Source organism: Pseudomonas marginalis (assembly GCF_001645105.1).
Classification (GTDB): Bacteria; Pseudomonadota; Gammaproteobacteria; order Pseudomonadales; family Pseudomonadaceae; genus Aquipseudomonas; species Aquipseudomonas petroselini.
In genome coordinates this window covers 238,270-257,399 of sequence record NZ_LKEG01000052.1, presented here as the reverse complement: position 1 = coordinate 257,399, position 19,130 = coordinate 238,270, and the positions used below count along the sequence as shown (strand labels likewise).

22 protein-coding genes, 1 pseudogene and 1 riboswitch are annotated in these 19,130 nt (G+C 60.2%); of the genes and pseudogenes, 8 read left to right on the top strand and 15 right to left on the bottom strand.

Annotated features, from left to right (window positions below; translation table 11 throughout):
• Positions 1 to 96: 96 nt before the first annotated feature.
• The 4 genes from AO064_RS23345 to AO064_RS23330 all read right to left on the bottom strand — a co-directional run bounded on the left by AO064_RS23345 (position 97) and on the right by AO064_RS23330 (position 6,135).
• Positions 97 to 1,461, bottom strand: a complete 1,365-nt coding sequence (locus AO064_RS23345) for a DUF1329 domain-containing protein (protein ID WP_012722276.1) — start codon at positions 1,459 to 1,461, stop codon at positions 97 to 99.
• 28 nt (positions 1,462 to 1,489) lie between these two features.
• On the bottom strand, positions 1,490 to 3,358 hold the full coding sequence (locus AO064_RS23340) for a DUF1302 domain-containing protein (RefSeq protein ID WP_064054781.1): 1,869 nt from the start codon (positions 3,356 to 3,358) through the stop codon (positions 1,490 to 1,492).
• Positions 3,359 to 3,688: 330 nt separating this feature from the next.
• A complete protein-coding gene (locus AO064_RS23335; protein WP_012722274.1) occupies positions 3,689 to 5,371 on the bottom strand; it encodes a fatty acid--CoA ligase in 1,683 nt (560 codons plus the stop codon).
• A 131-nt stretch (positions 5,372 to 5,502) separates the two neighbouring features.
• A complete protein-coding gene (locus AO064_RS23330) occupies positions 5,503 to 6,135 on the bottom strand; it encodes a LysE family translocator (protein ID WP_010213066.1) in 633 nt (210 codons plus the stop codon).
• Between the two features lie 85 nt (positions 6,136 to 6,220).
• Here AO064_RS23330 and AO064_RS23325 point away from each other — a divergent pair, with 85 nt between their 5' ends.
• The 3 genes from AO064_RS23325 to AO064_RS23315 all read left to right on the top strand — a co-directional run bounded on the left by AO064_RS23325 (position 6,221) and on the right by AO064_RS23315 (position 9,060).
• A complete protein-coding gene (locus AO064_RS23325) occupies positions 6,221 to 7,186 on the top strand; it encodes a 2-hydroxyacid dehydrogenase (RefSeq protein WP_064054780.1) in 966 nt (321 codons plus the stop codon).
• A 30-nt stretch (positions 7,187 to 7,216) separates the two neighbouring features.
• Positions 7,217 to 8,215 carry a class I SAM-dependent methyltransferase gene (locus AO064_RS23320; protein WP_064054779.1) on the top strand — a complete coding sequence of 333 codons (999 nt, stop codon included), beginning with the start codon at positions 7,217 to 7,219 and terminating at the stop codon, positions 8,213 to 8,215.
• A gap of 50 nt (positions 8,216 to 8,265) precedes the next feature.
• Positions 8,266 to 8,387: riboswitch (yybP-ykoY riboswitch) on the top strand.
• An 88-nt stretch (positions 8,388 to 8,475) separates the two neighbouring features.
• The gene (locus AO064_RS23315) at positions 8,476 to 9,060 is read left to right on the top strand and encodes a TMEM165/GDT1 family protein (RefSeq protein WP_012722270.1); all 585 of its coding nucleotides are present in this window, start codon (positions 8,476 to 8,478) and stop codon (positions 9,058 to 9,060) included.
• A 94-nt stretch (positions 9,061 to 9,154) separates the two neighbouring features.
• On the opposite strand, the gene AO064_RS23310 is transcribed toward AO064_RS23315, so the two are convergent.
• Entirely contained in the window at positions 9,155 to 9,973 is an 819-nt protein-coding gene (locus AO064_RS23310; RefSeq protein WP_043204803.1) for a M48 family metallopeptidase, read from the bottom strand.
• 237 nt (positions 9,974 to 10,210) lie between these two features.
• On the opposite strand from AO064_RS23310, the pseudogene AO064_RS30785 reads away from it, so the two are divergent.
• Positions 10,211 to 10,292, top strand: a pseudogene (locus tag AO064_RS30785) (hypothetical protein); the annotation flags it as partial.
• A 205-nt stretch (positions 10,293 to 10,497) separates the two neighbouring features.
• Here the strand turns inward: AO064_RS30785 and AO064_RS23300 are convergent.
• Genes AO064_RS23300 through AO064_RS23290 form a run of 3 tightly spaced genes read right to left on the bottom strand, consistent with a single transcriptional unit; the run spans position 10,498 to position 11,609 of the window.
• Entirely contained in the window at positions 10,498 to 11,118 is a 621-nt protein-coding gene (locus tag AO064_RS23300; protein WP_064054777.1) for an SOS response-associated peptidase, read from the bottom strand.
• Between the two features lie 36 nt (positions 11,119 to 11,154).
• Complete coding sequence (locus AO064_RS23295; RefSeq protein WP_003171843.1) at positions 11,155 to 11,415, bottom strand: putative signal transducing protein; 261 nt, start codon at positions 11,413 to 11,415, stop codon at positions 11,155 to 11,157.
• A gap of 11 nt (positions 11,416 to 11,426) precedes the next feature.
• On the bottom strand, positions 11,427 to 11,609 hold the full coding sequence (locus AO064_RS23290; RefSeq protein ID WP_012722266.1) for a CPXCG motif-containing cysteine-rich protein: 183 nt from the start codon (positions 11,607 to 11,609) through the stop codon (positions 11,427 to 11,429).
• A gap of 133 nt (positions 11,610 to 11,742) precedes the next feature.
• Here AO064_RS23290 and AO064_RS23285 point away from each other — a divergent pair, with 133 nt between their 5' ends.
• On the top strand, positions 11,743 to 12,906 hold the full coding sequence (locus tag AO064_RS23285) for a 1-acyl-sn-glycerol-3-phosphate acyltransferase (RefSeq protein WP_183143928.1): 1,164 nt from the start codon (positions 11,743 to 11,745) through the stop codon (positions 12,904 to 12,906).
• Positions 12,907 to 13,026: 120 nt separating this feature from the next.
• On the opposite strand, the gene AO064_RS23280 is transcribed toward AO064_RS23285, so the two are convergent.
• On the bottom strand, positions 13,027 to 13,284 hold the full coding sequence (locus AO064_RS23280) for a hypothetical protein (RefSeq protein WP_012722264.1): 258 nt from the start codon (positions 13,282 to 13,284) through the stop codon (positions 13,027 to 13,029).
• Between the two features lie 182 nt (positions 13,285 to 13,466).
• Here AO064_RS23280 and AO064_RS23275 point away from each other — a divergent pair, with 182 nt between their 5' ends.
• On the top strand, positions 13,467 to 13,676 hold the full coding sequence (locus tag AO064_RS23275) for a hypothetical protein (RefSeq protein WP_012722263.1): 210 nt from the start codon (positions 13,467 to 13,469) through the stop codon (positions 13,674 to 13,676).
• A 57-nt stretch (positions 13,677 to 13,733) separates the two neighbouring features.
• Here AO064_RS23275 and AO064_RS23270 read toward each other — a convergent pair whose 3' ends face one another.
• Complete coding sequence (locus AO064_RS23270) at positions 13,734 to 14,321, bottom strand: YajG family lipoprotein (RefSeq protein ID WP_012722262.1); 588 nt, start codon at positions 14,319 to 14,321, stop codon at positions 13,734 to 13,736.
• Between the two features lie 194 nt (positions 14,322 to 14,515).
• Here AO064_RS23270 and AO064_RS23265 point away from each other — a divergent pair, with 194 nt between their 5' ends.
• Positions 14,516 to 14,749: a hypothetical protein gene (locus AO064_RS23265; RefSeq protein ID WP_064054775.1), complete on the top strand. Its 234-nt coding sequence runs from the start codon at positions 14,516 to 14,518 to the stop codon at positions 14,747 to 14,749.
• Positions 14,750 to 14,757: 8 nt separating this feature from the next.
• On the opposite strand, the gene AO064_RS23260 is transcribed toward AO064_RS23265, so the two are convergent.
• Positions 14,758 to 15,078 (bottom strand): hypothetical protein, encoded by a 321-nt coding sequence (locus tag AO064_RS23260; RefSeq protein ID WP_064054774.1) that lies wholly within the window; start codon positions 15,076 to 15,078, stop codon positions 14,758 to 14,760.
• A 395-nt stretch (positions 15,079 to 15,473) separates the two neighbouring features.
• Between AO064_RS23260 and mqo the strand changes: the two genes are divergently transcribed.
• A complete protein-coding gene (gene mqo, locus AO064_RS23255; protein WP_012722258.1) occupies positions 15,474 to 16,982 on the top strand; it encodes a malate dehydrogenase (quinone) in 1,509 nt (502 codons plus the stop codon).
• A 69-nt stretch (positions 16,983 to 17,051) separates the two neighbouring features.
• Here the strand turns inward: mqo and AO064_RS23250 are convergent, their stop codons facing one another.
• From AO064_RS23250 to AO064_RS23235, 4 genes are all read right to left on the bottom strand, one after another.
• Positions 17,052 to 17,339, bottom strand: a complete 288-nt coding sequence (locus AO064_RS23250; protein WP_012722257.1) for a PA4642 family protein — start codon at positions 17,337 to 17,339, stop codon at positions 17,052 to 17,054.
• Positions 17,340 to 17,470: 131 nt separating this feature from the next.
• Positions 17,471 to 17,956 carry a hypothetical protein gene (locus tag AO064_RS23245; RefSeq protein WP_064054773.1) on the bottom strand — a complete coding sequence of 162 codons (486 nt, stop codon included), beginning with the start codon at positions 17,954 to 17,956 and terminating at the stop codon, positions 17,471 to 17,473.
• 35 nt (positions 17,957 to 17,991) lie between these two features.
• Positions 17,992 to 18,459, bottom strand: coding sequence for a WbuC family cupin fold metalloprotein (locus AO064_RS23240; protein ID WP_012722255.1), 468 nt, complete (start codon positions 18,457 to 18,459; stop codon positions 17,992 to 17,994).
• Between the two features lie 3 nt (positions 18,460 to 18,462).
• Positions 18,463 to 19,020, bottom strand: a complete 558-nt coding sequence (locus AO064_RS23235; protein WP_064054772.1) for a hypoxanthine-guanine phosphoribosyltransferase — start codon at positions 19,018 to 19,020, stop codon at positions 18,463 to 18,465.
• Positions 19,021 to 19,130: the final 110 nt, after the last annotated feature.

The window sequence follows — 19,130 nt, the reverse complement described above, 5'->3', positions numbered from 1 at the left end:
CAAGCCCCCGATGGCGACGGATCAGTCAATGCACTTTTTGACTGTCACACCGCTATCGGGGGCAAGCCCCCTCCCACATTTGCGAGTTAACTCAGCTTAGCGAACACCATCCTGGCGCAAGGCCGCTGGCGTGAAGTCGCTGGTGGTGGCGGTGAAGCCGAAGTCATACGCCTGTTTCTCTTCGTTCTTCATGCCCAGTGCAAGGTAGCGGCCGGACTGCAGGTCGTAGAGGGTTTCCAGGGCGTACCACGGCACTTGTTTGTCGTAGTAGTTCTCGGCGTGGGCTTCGGCAACGCGCCACAGCTGGCCACGGCCGTCGTAGTGGTCGATGACCGCCGCTTGCCAGGTGTCTTCGTCGATGAAGAAATCACGCTTGGCATAGATATGGCGCTGGCCTTCCTTCAAGGTCGCGACCACGTGCCAGACGCGGCGCAGCTCGTAGCGAGCCAAGTCCTGGTTGATGTGGCCGGCCTTGATGATGTCGGCGTACTTGAGCTTCGGATCATCGATCTTGTAGCTGTTGGAGGCGATGTAGATTTCTTTCTTGCCTTCGAGCTTCCAGTCGTAGCGATCCGGTGCACCGTTGTACATGTCGAGGTTGTCGGACGTACGCAGGCCATCGGCGGCGGTACCTGGGCCGTCATAGGACACTTGCGGCGCCCGGCGCACACGGCGCTGGCCGGCGTTGTAGACCCAGGCCGAACGCGGCTCCTTCACCTGGTCCAGGGTTTCGTGCACCAGCAGCACACCACCGGCCAGACGGGCCGGCGCGGTCACTTGCTGCTTGAAGTAGAACAGCACGTTACCCGGGTTTTTCGGGTCGAAGTCTTTCATCTTGTCGCGGAACACAAACTGGTCGCGGAAGTACACCAGGCTGTAGGAACCGTTGGTTTGTGGCGTAGCCTGGGTTACCAGACGGGTCACGCTGCCACCGCGATAACGGGTGATGTGGTTCCAGATGACTTCAACGCCGCTTTTGGGAATCGGGAACGGCACGGCGGTTTCGAAGTTTTCCAGGCCGTTGCCGCCCGACACCAGGTTGGTGGTGGTGGCGTTCTTCTTGATCGCGGCGAACACATCAGCCGGCACGGTGGCGCCGCGATGGGTCGGGTAGACCGGCATCTTGAAGGTTTCCGGGTAACGCTTGAACATCGCGTACTGCCCCGGTGCCAGCTTGTCTTTGTATTGCTCGACGTTCGCCGCAGTGATGGTGAATTGCGGTTGCTCACTGGCGTAGGGGTTGGCCAGGAACCCACGGGCGTCGACGGCGCCGGCGTTGGTAGGCAGCGGCGACCATTTAGGAATGGTGCCTGCGGCGTTACCGGCCATCTCGGCGCCCATCGGCGTCAGGCTCGTGCCCAACTTGGCCGCTTCATCCGCCGAGACTGCGGCCATGACGTTGCTCGCCAGGATCGACAGCCCAAGCACACCCACGTGCAACAGACTTTTGGTTATTTTCATGTTCTGGTCTTCCTGAAATGCAGTGTGCTTAGAAGTTGGCGCCGAAGCTCAAAGCGACGAAGTCGCGGTCATCCACCGTACTGAACTTGCCACCAAAGAAGTTGGTGTAGGCCAGGCTGGCGGTATAGGTGTTCTGATACTCGGCATCCAGGCCCAGGCTGACCGCCTTGCGACCTTCTTCGAAGTTACCGCCAGGGCCTGGCGAATAACCTTTTACGTCATGGGACCACGCCACGTTAGGTTTGAGGTTGACGCCAGCGAACACGTCCGGATATTCCCAGATGGCTCGGGCGCGGTAGCCCCAGGATGTAGCAGTGGTGTAACCGTCGTTGTTGCAATTGGTGTTCAGGCTGGCGGCGTTAGGCAAACCACCCCCTTGCGCTGTGGAGTTGTTGAGCGTGTTGCAGAAACCACCTGGCAGCGAACCCGGACCAAAGACCGGGTCACGGCCATAACGCGCCTCGGATTTACTCTCCAGTCCACCGACGTGGGTCACGCCGATTTCACCGACGGTGGTCAAGCGGCTGGCGCCCATGACTTGATCGAAGAAGTGCGTGAAGGTGGTTTGGAACTGGGTGACTTCCTTGCGTTTATAGCCATGCAGATCTTGCCCGGGATTGCCCTTGAGCACCGACGCATTGCCAAAGCCAGGAATTGGCGTGACGCCCGCAAAAAGAATATCGGTAGTGCTCAGTTGAACAGGAGCATTAGGACGATAACTCAGCTCGCCACTCCACGCGGTCCCCGTGGGCAAGGTGGTGGAGAAACTCAAGCCATAAAGACGAATGTCCTCAGGGTACTCGATGAAATAGTTGGAGTTACCCGCAACCACCAGAGGGCGCAGTGCACCTGGTACACCCGGCGTTGCCCCGGTGTAAGCGGATTGTGGTGCGCCTTGGGCACTGAAAATTGGCGCACGACTGTGGTAGTTCATGAAGTAAGCCCCGAACTCCGTGTCCAACGGCTCATAGTTGTAGCGGAATGCTGCACCGAATTGGCCGCTGTCGCGCGCATCACGGTCTGGGCCGCGTCGAACGAGGACGCCCTCGTTATTGATATCTACACCATTGGCCGCTAGGCCGGGCAGAAAGGCTCCGGCCCCGGGCAGGAATCGACGGCTGTTCAACACCCGCAGGTTATTGCTGCAACCATCTGAAACGACGTCAGGCTGAGAGAAGAACGTGCCGCAGTTGTCGGTAACCGTCTGGTCCCATTCCAACTGGTAAAACGCTTCTGCCGACAGGTTTTCGGTGAGGGATTGGGATACATAAAACATGTTGACCGGAATCAAGCCTTCCTTGATTTCCGCACCTGGACGACGGAATGCAGACACGTCGATCGGGTTGATGGAGTTGATGCCGCCGCCGATGAAAGTACTCTCCCCCCAACTTACAACCTGCTTGCCCAACCGCACCGAACCCGGCTGATCGGCGATCGCATAGTTGTGGTAGACGAACGCATCGAGAATTTGCCCGCCCGAGGACTTTGCCCCCTCTTTACGGTTGTTGTCGCTGATGTCCTTGAACAGACGGCTTTCGTCTTTCAACTCAAAGTCATACCAATACTTGCCACGCACAAACACGCCGGTGTCGCCGTACTTCAGCTCCAGGTCATGAATGCCTTTGAAGATCTTCGAGAAGGTCTCACCCCGCTTGAAGTTCAAATGGCCGTCATCGGAGGTCTGGGACAAGCCCCTGCCCCCGTTGTTGACGCCTATCAGGTCGCGGTTGGCTTTGGCTGTCGACCAGCTCGCCCCCACGGAAAGAGACGAGTCAAAACTCCCTTCGATTTCACCGATATTGAAACTGACGCCGAATGCGGGCCCGGCGAGCGTAGAGGCGAGACTGACGGCCAGGGGCAGTTTTGCCCGGCGCCAGAACTGGTTTACTGAGGTCATCGACGCTACTCCATGTGCATTATTGTTATGGCAGTGAGTTCGTTCTGTGATGCTTGTAACGGCCGGAATACAACGATTCCAATGCCGCTCGGCAGCCGAGCCCCCATGGCCCGAAGCGGAACATCCGTGAAAAACTCTGGAAGGGACTATAGCCAGCAGGGGGTAGTGCTTGATCCCTCTAAAGTGTGATTTGCATCACCAACCCGTCTGCCACGACCCTTTCGCCATGTCGGCGAAGGCCGACGCGGCAAGGATGGCTGAAAATTGGCAAATCACAAGTGAAGGCGCGAGATAGAGCAGTGCCGTGCCCGAATGGGCACGGCGCAGGCATTAGAGCGTCGACAGGAACGTGCTGTTGTTGGCCTGCCACTCAATGATGTCAACTCGGATACGTTTTTTGTCGAGCTTGCCGACGCTGGTCTTGGGAATTTCCGTAACAACGGCGATCTGGCTCGGAATTGCCCACTTGCTCAAGTGGCCCAGTTCGACGAACGGCTTGAGGTGTTCCTTGAGCTCGCGGGCCCCTATCACATGGCCATCACGCACCACCAGCAGCGCAAACGGGCGCTCGCCCCACTGCGGGTCGGCGATGCCCACCACCGCTACTTCGCGTACCGCCGGGTGGCGGCTGACCAGGTCTTCGAGGGCCAGGGACGAGATCCACTCGCCGCCGGTCTTGATCACGTCTTTAATGCGGTCGCGGATGTCGATCACGCCAAAGGCATCCAGCGTGGCCACGTCGCCGGTGTGCATCCAGCCGCCGGCCCACAGCTCGGCGCCCTTTTGCGGCTCGTTGAAATAACCTTCGCTGAGCCACGGCGCACGCAACACCAATTCACCCTGGGACTCACCGTCGGCAGGCAGGAAATTGCCGTCGCCGTCGATGATCGCCGCCTCCACCAACGGCCCCGGCACGCCGGCCTTGATGCGGTAAGTAATGCGCTCATCTTCGCTGCCGGCCATCAACTCGTCGTTGAGGTGGGCGCAGGACACCAGCGGCCCGGTCTCGGACATGCCGTACGCAGCGGTCAATTGGATGCCACGCGCCTTGGACGCTTCATACAGCGAACGGTTGAGCGCGCTGCCGCCGATGACGATTTTCCAGCCGCCAAAATCCACGCCCTGGGCGGCCTTGGCATTGAGCACCATTTGCAGGATGGTCGGCACGCAGTGGGAGAACGTGACCTTCTCCTTGCGCCACAGCTCCACCAGGTATTCCGGATCGTAGCGGCCGGGATAGACCTGTTTCAGGCCAAGCATGGTCGCCACGTACGGCAGGCCCCAGGCGTGCACGTGGAACATCGGTGTAATGGGCATGTACACGTCGTTGGTGCCGAGCAGGCGCACGCTGTCGACGCTGCCCATGATGGTCGCCACGCCGATGGTGTGCAGCACCAGTTGGCGATGGGTGAAATACACACCCTTAGGGTTACCGGTGGTGCCAGTGGTGTAGAAGGTGGTGGCGACGGAATGCTCGTCGAAGTCCTGGAAGTCGTATGTCGGGCTCGCGGCGGCCAGCAGGGTTTCGTACTCGCCCACCAGGTTGGGCAACTCGGCGGTCTTGGTCTCGCCGTCGGTGAGCAGCAGGGTCTTGTCGACGGTGGTGAGCTGCCCGGCGATGGCCTGGTAAAGGCCCACGAACTCGCTGTTGACCAGCACGAAGCGGTCCTCGGCGTGGTTCATGGTGTACAGGATCTGTTCCGGCGACAGGCGCACGTTGATGGTGTGGATCACCGCGCCGATCATCGGGATGGCGAACATGCATTCCAGGTAGCGATGGCTGTCCCAATCCATCACCGCCACGGTGTCACCGGCCTTGACGCCGGCGTCGGTCAACACATTCGCCAGGCGCGCGACCCGCTCGATCAACGTCGGGTAGGTGTAGCGCAGCTTGTCGCGGTAGACGATTTCCCGGGTCTTCTCGTAACGGGTGCCGGACATCAACAGGCGTTTGATCAACAGCGGGTATTGGTACGCACCTTCGGCGGGCGGGATAACACGGGTCTGCAACATACGAATCCCTTTTATGACTGCACGGTCTTGGCTTGAAGACCTGCACTTTAGAGACCTTATGTTTCAGCTAAATCAGCCAAAGGAATGATTTGCAAACCCCAATGAATGCTAGCTTTGCGCCAGCATCCAGCCTATTTCATGCTGGTGAAGGCCAGCTTTACCCCGATGGCGATCAACACCGCGCCCATGGTCCGATCAAACCAATGCCCCATCCGCGCAAACCCTGCGCGCACGCGCTGCTGGCTGAACAGCATCGCCACCAGGCAGAACCACAGCGCCGTCGCTACCGCCAGGTACACGCCGTAACCGGCCTGGATCGCCAGCGGTGTGTGCGGGTTGATCACCACGGTAAACAACGACAGGAAGAACAGCGTGGCTTTGGGGTTCAAGCCGTTGGTCACGAAGCCGGCAGTGAACGCCCCACGCGGGGTGCGCTCGCCCGCCTCGCGGTGCAACTCGCCCTCGGCGGCCGGCTTGGCCGGCTGCGCGCGCAGGGCCTTGAAGCCGATGTACAGCAGGTAGGCCGCCGCCGCCCATTTGAGCGCGTTGAACAGCACGATGGACTGGGACACGATCAGGCCGATACCGAGCAGCGAGTACCCCACGTGCAGGAATATCGCCGAGCCCACGCCCAGTGCGGTCCAGGTGCCGGCGCGGCGGCCGTGGGTCACACTTTCACGCACCACCACCGCGAAATCCGGGCCGGGGCTGGCCACCGCCAATAAGTGAATCAGGGCTACAGTCAAGAACTCGGCGGCGTACATGCTCACTCCCTTTAAGTAACTGATTATTTCATCTGATAGGCTCGGCAGATTACGCCTTCGAACCCTGTCGCAAAAGGTACAGTTGATGACGAACAATCGTCGCGCCGTCTTCCTTGATCACCCGTCCCTGGACTTGGGGGACCTTGACCTCAGCGAGCTGCGCAACAGCTTCAGCGAGTTGCAGTTGTTTACAGGCACCACGCCGCAGAATGTGGTTGAACGCCTGCAAGGCGTTCAGGTAGCCATCAGCAACAAAATCGCCCTCAACCGCGAAACCCTGGCGGCCTGCCCGGAACTCAAGCTGATTCTGGTGTCGGCCACCGGCACCAATAACGTCGACCTCGAAGCCGCCCGCGCCCAAGGCATCACCGTGAGCAACTGCCAGGGCTACGGCACGCCGTCGGTGGCGCAGCACACGATCATGCTGCTGCTCAACCTGGCGACGCGCTTGAAGGACTATCAACGGGATGTAAGCGCCGGCAAGTGGCAGCAAGCCAAGCAGTTCTGCCTGCTGGACCACCCCATCGTCGAGCTGGAAGGCAAAACCCTCGGCCTGCTCGGTCACGGTGAATTGGGCAGCGCCGTAGCACGCCTGGCGCAAGCCTTTGGTATGCGCGTGGTGCTCGGTGCGATTCCGGGACGCCCTGCCCGTGCCGACCGCGTGCCGCTGGATGAACTGCTCGCGCAGGTCGACGCCCTCACCCTGCACTGCCCGCTCAATGAACACACCCGCGACTTTATCGGCGCCCGCGAACTGGCGCTGCTCAAGCCGGGTGCGTTTGTGGTCAATACCGCACGCGGTGGTTTGATCAACGAACAGGCCCTGGCTGATGCGTTGCGCAACGGCCACCTGGGTGGCGCGGCGACCGATGTGCTGAGCGTGGAACCGCCGATCGACGGCAACCCGCTGCTGGCCGGCGATATCCCTCGGCTGATCGTGACACCGCACAACGCCTGGGGCAGTCGAGAAGCGCGCCAGCGCATCGTCGGTCAACTGGCGGAAAACGCCCGGAGCTTTTTCAGCGGCGCCCCGCTGCGCGTCGTCAGTTGATAAACTGCGCCCCTTTTCAAGGAGCAGACCATGGATCCGCGCAGTGAAGTACTGCTTCGTCAGGCCGAACTTTTTCAAGGCAACCTGCTATTGGTGGGTTTGCCTGCCGACGACCTGCTGGGGCGCCTGCCCAACGCCCACGGTTGGAGCTGGCATGCCGGCGACCAGGCGGCACTCGACGCACGCTTCGCCGAGCGTAGCCACTTCGGTGTGACCGTGCCGGAGCGCGCCTTTAACGCGGCGGTGATCTTCCTGCCCAAGTCCAAGGACCTCACCGACTACCTGCTCAACGCCGTGGCTGCACGCTTGCCCGGCGCCGAGTTGTTCCTGGTCGGCGAGAAAAAGGCCGGTATCGAAAGCGCCGCCAAGCAGATGATTCCCTTCGGCAAACCGCGCAAGCTCGACAACGCGCGGCATTGCCAGCTGTGGCAGGTCACCGTGGCCAACGCGCCGCAGGCGGTCGAACTGGAAAGCCTTGCGCAGGTCTTCGAGGTGCCGCTGGCCGAAGGCCCCCTGAAGGTGGTGAGCTTGCCGGGCGTGTTCAGCCACGGTCGCCTGGATCGCGGCACCGAGCTGTTGCTGGCGCATTTGGACAAACTGCCGAGTGGTCATCTGCTCGACTTTGGTTGCGGCGCTGGCGTACTGGGGGCTGCGGTAAAACGTCGCTACCCGCACAACACCGTCACGATGCTGGATGTGGATGCGTTTGCTGCGGCCAGCAGTCGCTTGACCTTGACCGCCAATGGCCTGGAAGCCGAGGTGCTGACCGGTGATGGCATCGACGCGGCGCCGATGGGGTTGAACGCAATTTTGAGCAACCCACCGTTCCATGTCGGGGTGCATACCGATTATTTCGCCACCGAGAACCTGCTGCGAAAAGCGGCGAAACATCTGGCAAAAGGCGGCGAACTGCGCCTGGTCGCCAATAGCTTCCTGAAGTACCAGCCGCTGATCGAAGAGCATCTGGGCGTGTGTGCGGTGAAGGCCGAAGGCAATGGTTTCCGCATCTACCGTGCCAAGCGCGGCTGACGGGCGTTTGAAAAAGAACACTTGCCGAATGGATTTTGCCTAGGCAGAATCCGCTCCGTCCTAGGGGAGTAGTCTCCCACGAGCGCCACGCTCGTCCGGCATACGTCAACATACTTGGTCAGCAGACCATGGCGTATGCGACCCAGGAGTCCGCACAGACGGACCGGGGTTTGACAAGACCTATGACACGCACACCTTACCCGGGGCGGGAAGGCTGTACGTGTCATAGCCGTGTCGACCCGCCCCTGGAAACCTACCTGATGCTGGATTCACTACTCGTTCCTACCGCAATCGTTGCCTTGGCCGAAATCGGCGACAAGACGCAACTGCTCGCGCTCATCCTTGCCGCTCGCTTCCGCAAGCCCTGGCCGATCATCGCCGGCATCGTCGCCGCGACCCTGGCCAACCATGCGGCTGCCGGTGCCGTGGGGGCCTGGTTCGGGAGTTTCTTCTCGGATGCTGTGCTGCACTGGATCCTGGCGGCGAGCTTCTGCGCCACGGCGCTGTGGACCCTGGTGCCGGACAAACTCGATGATGACGAAGCCAGTACCAGCCGCAAATTCGGGCCATTCCTGACCACGTTGATTGCGTTCTTCCTCGCGGAAATCGGTGACAAGACGCAGATCGCCACGGTCATGCTGGCGGCGCAGTACCCGGAACTGTGGCTGGTGATTATCGGCACCACCGTGGGCATGCTGATTGCCAACGTGCCGGTGGTATTGGCGGGCAATTTTGCGGCGGAAAAACTGCCATTGACCTTGATTCGTCGACTGGCGGCGACAGCGTTTTTCGTCCTGGCGATTGTGGCGGTGTACAAGGCCATGCAGAGCAGCGGCTGGATCTAAGGCGCTCATGAGCACAGTTCTGTAGTGAGCGGGCTTGCCCCGCGCGAGGCAAGCTCGCTCACTACAAAAATCCAGCCATGTGCTTATCGGTGGATCAGGATTTTTTGGCCTGCTGGTACAGCGGCATCACTTTCGGAATCGCCGCCTGCAACGAGGCAATTCGGCTGTCGGACGCCGGGTGAGTGCTCATGAACTCAGGCGGCGAGCCTTCCGAAGCCTTGGCCATCTTATTCCACAGCGTGATCGCCGCATTCGGGTTGTAGCCCGCGCGAGCCGACAGTTCCAGGCCGATCAGGTCTGCTTCGTTTTCATTGCTGCGGCTGTTGGGCAAGGTCATGCCGTAGTTGGCCACGGTATCGGCCAATGCCAGGCTGTCCTGGCCGAGGCCAAAGAGTGCACCGGCCCCCTGCTTGGCCATCTCGATCCCGTAGGCCTTGGACATGGCTTCGCGACCATGCTCACGCAAGGCATGCGCAATTTCATGGCCCATGACCGCGGCCAGTTCGTCATCGGTGAGCTTGAGGTTATCGATCAACGCGCTGTACACGAAGATCTTGCCGCCAGGCCCGCAGTTGGCGTTCATCTCGTCGCTCTTGATCAGGTTCACTTCCCACTTCCACTGCGCCGCATCCGGGCGGAAGGTCGGCGCCTGGGCAATCAGGCGCTTGGCAATGGCCTGCACGCGCTTGGCGTTGGCGCTGGTCTTGTCCAACTGGCCCTTGCTGCTGGCTTCGCCCAGTGTCTGCTGGTAGGACTGGGCATACATCTGGTCGACTTCCTGGCTCGACAGCATGCTGAACATGTACTGCTTACGCTCGACCCCAACGGCACCGCCGCTGGTGGTGTTGACCGACTGACAACCGGCCAGCAACATCGCTGCAACCAATCCACTTATCGCCATTGATTTCTTCATCAACACACTCTCCCTGAAAAGACGCCTGAAAACATGGCGCGTATCGTAGGCGCTCATGTGTATCGGCGCCAGATACACCAGACGTGTAACCGCTGAATTTCGGATACATCGCACAGTTTGCCAGCGGCGCGACCATTCCATTTGCGACACACCCCACTATTTTACCGGGCGCCCCCTCATGCCCATTGGGCCCGTGGCCGATACAAAAAGGCAGCCCTATTCGAGGACAGCGAGAACATCAACGCCATCCTCACGGCCATTCGCGGGATCGCTGAGCAGACCAATCTGTTGGCCCTCAACGCAGCCATCGAGGCGGAGGAGTCCAGCGCGGCCAGTGCAGATTTGACCAAGTTGGCGGAGCAGCAACGGCGGCTGATCATTCAGTTCAAGGTTTAGATTTCAGCGTTCTTGAGGGCCCTATCGCAGGCAAGCCAGCTTCCACACTTGGATCTGTGAATACAGTCGAAGGTGGGAGCTGGCTTGCCTGCGATGAGGCCCTCAAAGACATCCCATAACACCCAGACTCACGCCGGCGTCAGGCACTCCGGCCCATTGAGCTTCGGATCATTGACCATGTTGGCCAAAACCCGCTCGCGCAACGCGGTCGGCTCACTGGCCAACAAGCCTTGCAACACAGGCAACGGCGTCTCGGGATCAAGCCAGGCTTCCTGCCCTGCTGCATCCAGGATTAACGGCCGGCGCTGAGCCTGTGCGGCCTGGGTCACCACCGCCGTGCTCAGCCACACCTGCTCCTGCACGGGGTACGCCTCCCAGATCGCGGCGAAAAACAGCGTGGAGCCCTCCCCCGGCGTCAACCAATACGGGCGTTTGCGCTGGGTACCGCGCCATTCGTAGAAACCGTTGGCGGGCAGCAGGCAGCGACGCTGGCGGAACGCTTCGCGGAACATCGGTTGTTCGGCCAAGGTTTCGGCTCGCGCATGCGCAGGCGTGCGGGACAGGTCGGTCAGCCAGGGCGGTGTAAGCCCCCAGCGGGCTCGCGCCAGGGTGCGCTGGCCGTCGGTGGCGCGCTGGATCAGCACCGAATCATTCGGGGAGATGTTCCACTGGGCCTGCTGGTCGGCCGGGAAGCCCGGCAAGGCAGCAAAAGCAGGGCTCCAGCGAAACAGGGCATAACGTCCACACATGGGGCAACACGACTCTTGGGTAAACCGACCGACAGCCTAACAGACCAGCACGTCGGGGAAGCTGTCCGGTTCGTCGCCGGGCAAGGGTTGCGCGCCAATGTAGGCAGTGATCAGCTCGCGGGCGTCAACGGCCCGGTCGTTGTCCACCTCCAGCCCCAATAGGCCGAAGATCGGCAATTCGCCAGTGCCGCCCAGCAAATGGCGCCCCACCAGGTGCGCCTCGATGCCCTCACTGGCGAGCATCTGTTGCAGCAGCTCGCCTTCCATCAGGTTTTCCGGTTCGTAGATTCGCTGCATGGGCGTCCCCGTTATTCGTTCTCGCTGCGGGTTTCAAGCATCCATTCTTCACCATGGACCTGCAGATCGAAAATAATCGGTCGGCAACACACCTGGCAGTCCTCTATATAGGTCTGGTCACCACCCGACAAATCCACCGTTGTCTCGACCACTTCACCACAATAAGGACAATCGTACGTCGCGCTTTCCAGCATCGCAGCCTCCAAGGTGACTTGTGCGTATAATCGCCGGTCTATTTACAGGGTTATCGTTCGGCTGAGCCCATTACTCAGGCCGCGCCCTGGTATTTCCTTTACTTACCCTAGCCGTTTCTAACAAGAGAGCATGATGGGCCAATTCGATACCATCCGACCTTACAACGACAGCGAAGTCCCGGCAGTACTGGACCGGCTGTTCAGTGACAAGGCCTTTCTGGACATCCTGACCCACTTTCGCTTCCCGCGCTTTGCCGGCGCCCTGGGCTGGCTGCTCAAGCCAATGATCGCCCGCAAGCTGCGCCGTGAATTCGCCGGCGTCACCACCGTGGCCACGCTGCAGGACAAAGTCGAGTATTACGTCGATCACACCATTGATCGAGCGACCGACGGCGTCACTTATACCGGTGTAGAGCAACTCAAGTCTGGCACCGCCTACGTATTCCTGGCCAACCACCGCGATATCGTAATGGACCCGGCCTTCGTCAACTATGCCGTATACCACGCCGGCCTGCCGACGCCCCGCATCGCCATCGGCGACAACCTGCTGCAAAAGCCGTTTGTCAGCGACCTGATGCGCCTGAACAAGAGCTTTATCGTGCACCGCTCGATCACCGGGCGAAAGGAGAAGATGGCGGCCTACAACCTGCTGTCGGCCTACATCAACCACTCGATCCGCAACGACTGCCAGTCGATCTGGATCGCCCAGGCCGAAGGGCGCGCCAAGGATGGGGATGATCGCACCGAGTCGGCGATCCTCAAGATGTTCCACGTCAGCCGCAAGGACGAGCCGTTTGCCGAGGTGATCCAGTCGCTGAACCTGACGCCAGTATCGATCAGCTACGAGTACGACCCTTGCGATACCGCCAAGGCTCGCGAGCTGTATATCCGCGCCACGACGGGTACCTACTGCAAGGCACCGGGTGAGGATGACGTGAGCATCGCCCTTGGCATCACGGGCTACAAGGGCCGGGTGCATATCAACTTCGCACCGCCGATTACCGAACGCTTCGAAGACACCAAGCTGCTGGCGGTGGAAATGGACCGGCAGATTTTGGGCGGTTACAGGCTGTTCCCGGTGCACTACCTGGCGTACCAGCAGTGGAGCGACGCCGACCCGCAATTGCAGGTGCCGACGGCGGCCGAAGTGTTCCCGGCGGACGAACTGGCCAAGGCCAAGGCTGAATGGGAGCGCCGCCTGAACGAATGCCCGGCCGAGCACCGGCCGTACCTGGTGGTGCAATATGCAACCCCGGTGCGTAATCAGTATCGGGTCAAAGCGGGCATTCCGCTGTAAAACACCGATCCAAATGTGGGAGGGGGCTTGCCCCCGATGACGGAGTGTCAGTCGACATCTAATTGACTGGCACACCGCTATCGGGGGCAAGCCCCCTCCCACATTTGCTTTATGGCGTGTTTAAAGACGGGTGCTGAGCCAGGAGAGGGCCAGCGCCAACCCCAGGCAGGCGAACCCGACGCGGTAAGCCAGGCGATGCGCCCGCTCGGTGCGCACATCCAGAAACAACATCGGCTGGTCGATCGCGCGGTCTTCGCGTTGTGCGGTCAGTTCGGCCATCGCGCGCTGTTCGTGCAGGCGGGTGATGAACAGCAGCGCGGCACCCGGGCAGGCCACCAATAAAGCCACAACATTAATCAATAGTGCGGGCAGCGCCATCGCAAACCTCAGTAGACAGTGTCTTGGTATCAGTTCAGATACAAACCTGAACGATAGTGGCCTCCAGCGCCGCAAATGCTCCCTCCCCCATTGGCGGCTAATGTATCCAGTAATTTACGTCGTCACCTGAACGTCACCTTAACAGGCCACTCTGTTGCCCTTCGACGCTTTAGGAGCTTGTCATGTTGCACGCGCAAAACCAGGATCGGCTGTACCTGATCGCCCAAAGCGAAGAGCAAGAGGCGCTGATCGGCGGCCTGGCCTTCAACGTCCAGGACCGCCACTGGCTGGTGTATTGCGCGCTTGGCGGGCACCAGCATGCGGACTTGCCGGAGACCGATCTGTTGACGGGGGTGAGCCTGCTGGACTTCTGTATCGACACCGCCGCATGAAACTGAAGGCGAAAAAAAACCGGACGCCTCGCAGCGTCCGGTTTTTTTGGGAAGCGGTTATTGCGAGCTGAGCAATGAACCGATGCTTGGGTCCTTGAACAGTCGAGTCAAGGCGTCACTCAGGACATCGCTGACCAACTTGGTGTTGGTTTCCTGGTTCGGCGACATACCGAACCGCTGGTTCAGGGACGCACCGTAGCGACCGCTGTAGCGACGGGTACCGGCGCTGACGTCGGACTTGAAGGTCGCGCCGATGGACGCCTCGGTCACGTACAGGCCGTCTTTAGGCGACTGATATTTCAATTCGGCCAGGGTGATGGTCAACTGCGGAGCACCCGGCGCGTTGGGGCTCGGGGTGAAACCCAGCAGGCGCACGGCAGCTTCAGCCTGGGCTTGCAGCTTGGGCAGTACGTCCTGAGCGTTCACCGAGACCAGGGCAGTTTCCGGGTACAGGCCACCGCGCGAGCCGAGTGTCGGCGATGGACGACCATCCACCACACGCACCGATACCGCCTGGCCGTGGCCGACTGGGGCCAACTGGGTGGTGATCTTCGGTTCCGGGGTCAGTTGTTGCGGACTGTTGGCGCAGCCAACCAAGGTCAAACTGGTCACAGTGATCAAACCGAACAACAGGCGTTGCAACATGCTCTTCTCTCCAGAAATCGAGTACCGACAGGCGGGCAGTATAGCGGTGCGCCAGTGCCGGGAACTAGCGCCAGTTACATCCTGAGACCCGTGCGGACTGTAGCGGTTCGATGTCACTGATATGTCATGACCGATACACAGGCCCGTCATGCCCGACAGGCAAGCTTGGCCCCAATCTCAGGAGGTTGATCGCCATGCATTTTTTCTGGTCACTGTTCACGCGCAAGACCGCCCTTCGCCAGTACGCCCTGCTCGATGCGCAAGGTCGTTGCCAGGCCTTCAAGGAGTGCAGCCAGCCTCCTGTAGGTGACGGCTGGGTGGAAATTGACGAAATCCGCCTGAGCTGGATGCACCACCCGCTGCCGGCCCGCGCCCGTGTCAGCCCGCGTCCAGCGCAGTCACCCCGGCACCAGCCGTTGGCCGCCTGACCGAACGCCTAATAAAAGTCATAAAACACGCCCATTTCCTTGGCGTTCTTCGCTACAATCTCCCCCCGATTATAAGGACGTCTCCTGATCGGGCCTCGCAGCATCGTTAATGCCTCGGCATTAACCCCAAGAATCGCCCACAGAGAGCCGCCCACACAGATCGAGTGAAGCTGGCGCGCTTGCTGTTTTTTTGCAAACCACCCGTCTTTACCGAATCTGCCAGAGCTGCCATTGCGCTCGGCCACTTGAGTTGTTTGCCCGTTTTGCCGCGTGTCGGCAAGGTATCCGGGCCAGGTGCCAGGCTGGGGCAGCCCTTTTTTGAGGTTCACGTCTTCAAAAGAGCGTGAAAAAACGGGTTTTCACAACTTCACAAGAGTGTGGCGAGCAAATGAATAGTTTGGCGTTTGTACAAGCACCATCAGCGTCTGGAACAGCCCAACCACACAGGACCGAGTACTCCTCAACAACCGGAGCTTGAGCCTGTCCGCTACGGATTGATTGCACGAATCACACGCTTTGACCATAAGTCGAATTGCCACAGGCGCCCATGAATGCGTTCATAGGCAGATTCGCCCGGCAGGAAGCGTGTGCTGAAGTTGCAAAGAATTGCGAATCGGACATGGCGATCCTGGCCATGGGTAACCTGGGGCAACACGTGAACCGCCCCGTCACTCCTGGCAGCCATGCCGTCAATTTGGTGCTGCAGATTTTGGAGACGCGTTAAATGGCGCATAACGAAGCAGTCGACGTAGTACTGGTAGGGGCCGGCATCATGAGTGCCACCCTGGCCGTACTGCTCAAAGAGCTCGACCCCGGCCTCAAGCTGGAAGTCGTTGAGCTGATGGATTCGGGTGCCGCGGAAAGTTCCAACCCGTGGAACAACGCTGGTACCGGCCACGCCGGCCTGTGTGAGCTCAACTACACGCCGCAGGCCGCAGATGGCTCCATCGACATCAAGAAAGCCGTGCACATCAACACCCAGTTCGAGGTGTCGAAGCAGTTCTGGGCGTACCTGACCCAAAAGGGCACCTTTGGCTCGTCCAAGTCCTTTATCAGCCCGGTGCCGCACCTGAGCTTCGTGCAGGGCGAAAAAGGTGTGTCTTTCCTCAAGCAGCGCTTTGAAACCCTCAGCCAGCATCACGCGTTTTCGGACATGCACTACACCGAAGATCGCAACGAGATGGCCGAGTGGATGCCGCTGATGATGCCGGGCCGCCCGCTCGACGAAAAAATCGCGGCCACCCGCGTGATGAACGGTACCGACGTCAACTTCGGCGCGCTGACCAACCAGCTGCTCAGCCACCTGTCCAGCTCGCCGGATGCCCAGGTCAAGTACAGCAAGCGTGTCACCGGCCTCAAGCGCAATGGCGCGGGCTGGACCGTGAGCATCAAGGACGTCAACAGCGGCAACAGCCGTGAAGTCGATGCCAAGTTCGTGTTCCTCGGCGCCGGTGGCGCGGCCCTGCCGCTGCTGCAAGCCTCGGGCATCGAAGAAAGCAAAGGCTTTGGCGGCTTCCCGGTCAGCGGCCAATGGCTGCGTTGCGACAACCCGGAAGTGGTCAAGCATCACCAGGCCAAGGTCTACAGCCAGGCGGCGGTGGGTTCGCCACCGATGTCCGTGCCGCACTTGGACACCCGCGTGGTGGATGGCAAGAAGTCCCTGCTGTTCGGGCCATACGCCGGGTTCACCACCAAGTTCCTCAAGCACGGCTCATTCCTTGACCTGCCCCTGTCGGTTCGCGCCGGCAACATCGGCCCGATGCTGGCCGTGGCCCGGGACAACATGGACCTGACCAAATACTTGGTCAGCGAAGTGATGCAGTCCATGGAGCAGCGCCTGGAATCCCTGCGCCGCTTCTACCCGGAGGCGAAAGCCGAAGACTGGCGCCTGGAAGTGGCCGGCCAACGGGTGCAGATCATCAAGAAAGACCCGAAGAAAGGCGGCGTGCTGCAATTTGGTACCGAGCTGGTCGCGGCCAAAGATGGTTCGCTGGCAGCACTCTTGGGCGCATCCCCAGGCGCTTCGGTGACGGTTTCGATCATGCTGGAACTGATCGAACGCTGCTTCCCGGAAAAAACCGCCGGGGAATGGGCGACCAAGTTGCAGGAAATCTTCCCGGCGCGGGAGAAAGTCCTGGAGACCGACGCCGAGCTGTATCGCAAGATCAACATGCAGAACAACATCAGCCTGGAGCTGGTTGCACCTGCCGCCGAGACCGAGAGCTACGCTTGAGGCCGTGACGCCATAAAAAACGCCCCGCTCTCGTGATGAGAACGGGGCGTTTTTTTATGTCTCGGATAATCAGCCGCGAGCGTTTTCGATCAGTTCGATGTACTCGTCCGCGTGGCGCTGATCCTTGATCAGATCGACGAAGGTCTGGCCATGCTCATCCTTGCCGTCGAGGTCCAGGCCAGCTTCCTTGAAGAAGCCCAGGAACCGTTCGAAGTCGTCGATACGCAGGCCACGGTAGGCCTTGATCAGTTTGTGCAGGGACGGTGAAGTCGCGTCGACCGGCTCGAAGTCCAGGAACAACTTGATCTGATCGTCACCGATCTCGTCACCAATCACCTGTTTCTTATCTTTACGCATTACCGACTCCAGCCTGCAGACATTTACACGGGGTTTGAAGTCTACCTGTGCGACGCAGGCTTCGAAAGCGCTGGAGATTCAATGTGGGATGGGGCTTGCCCCCCTCCCACACTAGCTTTTCAGTGTTCTTGCTATTGGGTACGCACCGCACCGGTATGCAAATCTGCCCAGATATGCCCATTGGCATAACTGAGGAACTGCACATACACCGTGTCATTGCGCAGCAGGTCGACAATCACCCGGTATTGGGCCAAGGGGTAAGACAGCGTCAGGGTTTTGCTGGAGTCGTCATACACCGGTTTTTTCAGGCTTTTGCTTTCAGCATCAAAATTGAGCACCACTTGGCTGATTGTTGCGCCTTTGTTCAAGGACTTGCCCTTGAGGCGGATCATCAGCGGCGAGGTCACCGGGATCGGTTGCTGGTTGGATTGGCGCTGGTTGCCCACCACCACTGCGTACTCAGTGACTTGCAGCAGTTGCTGCTGGTCAGGGATTTGGGCACGCAGGGTGAGGTCGTCCGCCGGCAGGAATTGGCTGTGCATCGGCGCAGGCGCCGCTGCCAGGGGTAAGCTGAGGGTCAGCGCCAAGGCGGCGCAGGTGCGAATCAACAGGCTCATGGGCCGCTCCGTGCGAGGTAGCCCAGCACTGTAGCTCAACTGAACTGGGCAAGCATCCAGCGTTGATACTCGGCCACGCCGGCCTCGCCTTCCCGGGGCGCCCAGTCGGCCAGCTCACCCTCGCCCACCGGACGATAAGGCCCGGCCTTGCACTCGAACATCACCGTGTCGGGCGCCAGCACCACCAGGCCATGGAATACACCCGGCGGCAGATCAACGCCCGAGCATTCACCACCCGCCTGCATGACGCGCTTGGCGAGCACTTCGCCGGTGTCGCTGAAAACCAGCAAGCCCAAACGGCCCTGCAGCACCAACAAGGTTTCGGCCTTGTCCGCGCTCAGGTGCCGATGGGGCGGGACATAGGTGTCAGGTTGCAGGCCCACGGCCAGGCGATGACAGGGTTCTTCCATCTGGTGGAAGTTGTGGTGGTGCCGGCCACGAGGGCTGGCGCCCGCTTTCTCGGCCAGTTCGGCAAACAGCGTCTGATCAAGAAAACGGGCCATGGCTTACATCCCTTTGACGGCGTAAATGCCATTGGCGTTGCGCCAGTAGCCCTTGTAGTCCATGCCATAGCCGAAGATGTAACGGTCGATGCACGGCAGGCCGACGAAATCGGCTTTGAGCTCAGGGCGGGCCTTGCGGTCGTGGTCTTTGTCGATCAGCACGGCGGTGTGCACTTTGCGCGCACCGGCGTGTTTGAAGAAGTCGATGATCGCGCCCAGGGTGTGACCTTCGTCGAGAATGTCATCGATGATCAGCACGTCGCGATCAATGAAGGAGACTTCCGGCTTGGCTTTCCAGAACAGGTCGCCGCCGCTGGTTTCGTTGCGATAGCGGGTGGCGTGCAGGTAGGACGCTTCAAGCGGAAATTGCAGGTGGGTGAGCAATTTGCCGGCGAAGATCAGGCCACCGTTCATCACGCAGAAGACCACCGGGTTAGTGTCGGCCATCTCGCGGGTGATGTGCGCGCCAACCTTGGCGATCGCCTCTTCGACTTGCGCTTCGGTGTACAGGCAGTCAGCCTCGCGCATGATTTGACGGATATGCTCGAGATCAGCGGACATGGCGCTCTCCAAGGGGGTGCTGTGGCAAGAAAAGCGGGCGAAGGTACGCTTCTCATGCGCTCCGAGCAAGCCTTAATGGACTAACGTACTAGATGTCTATAGGACAACAC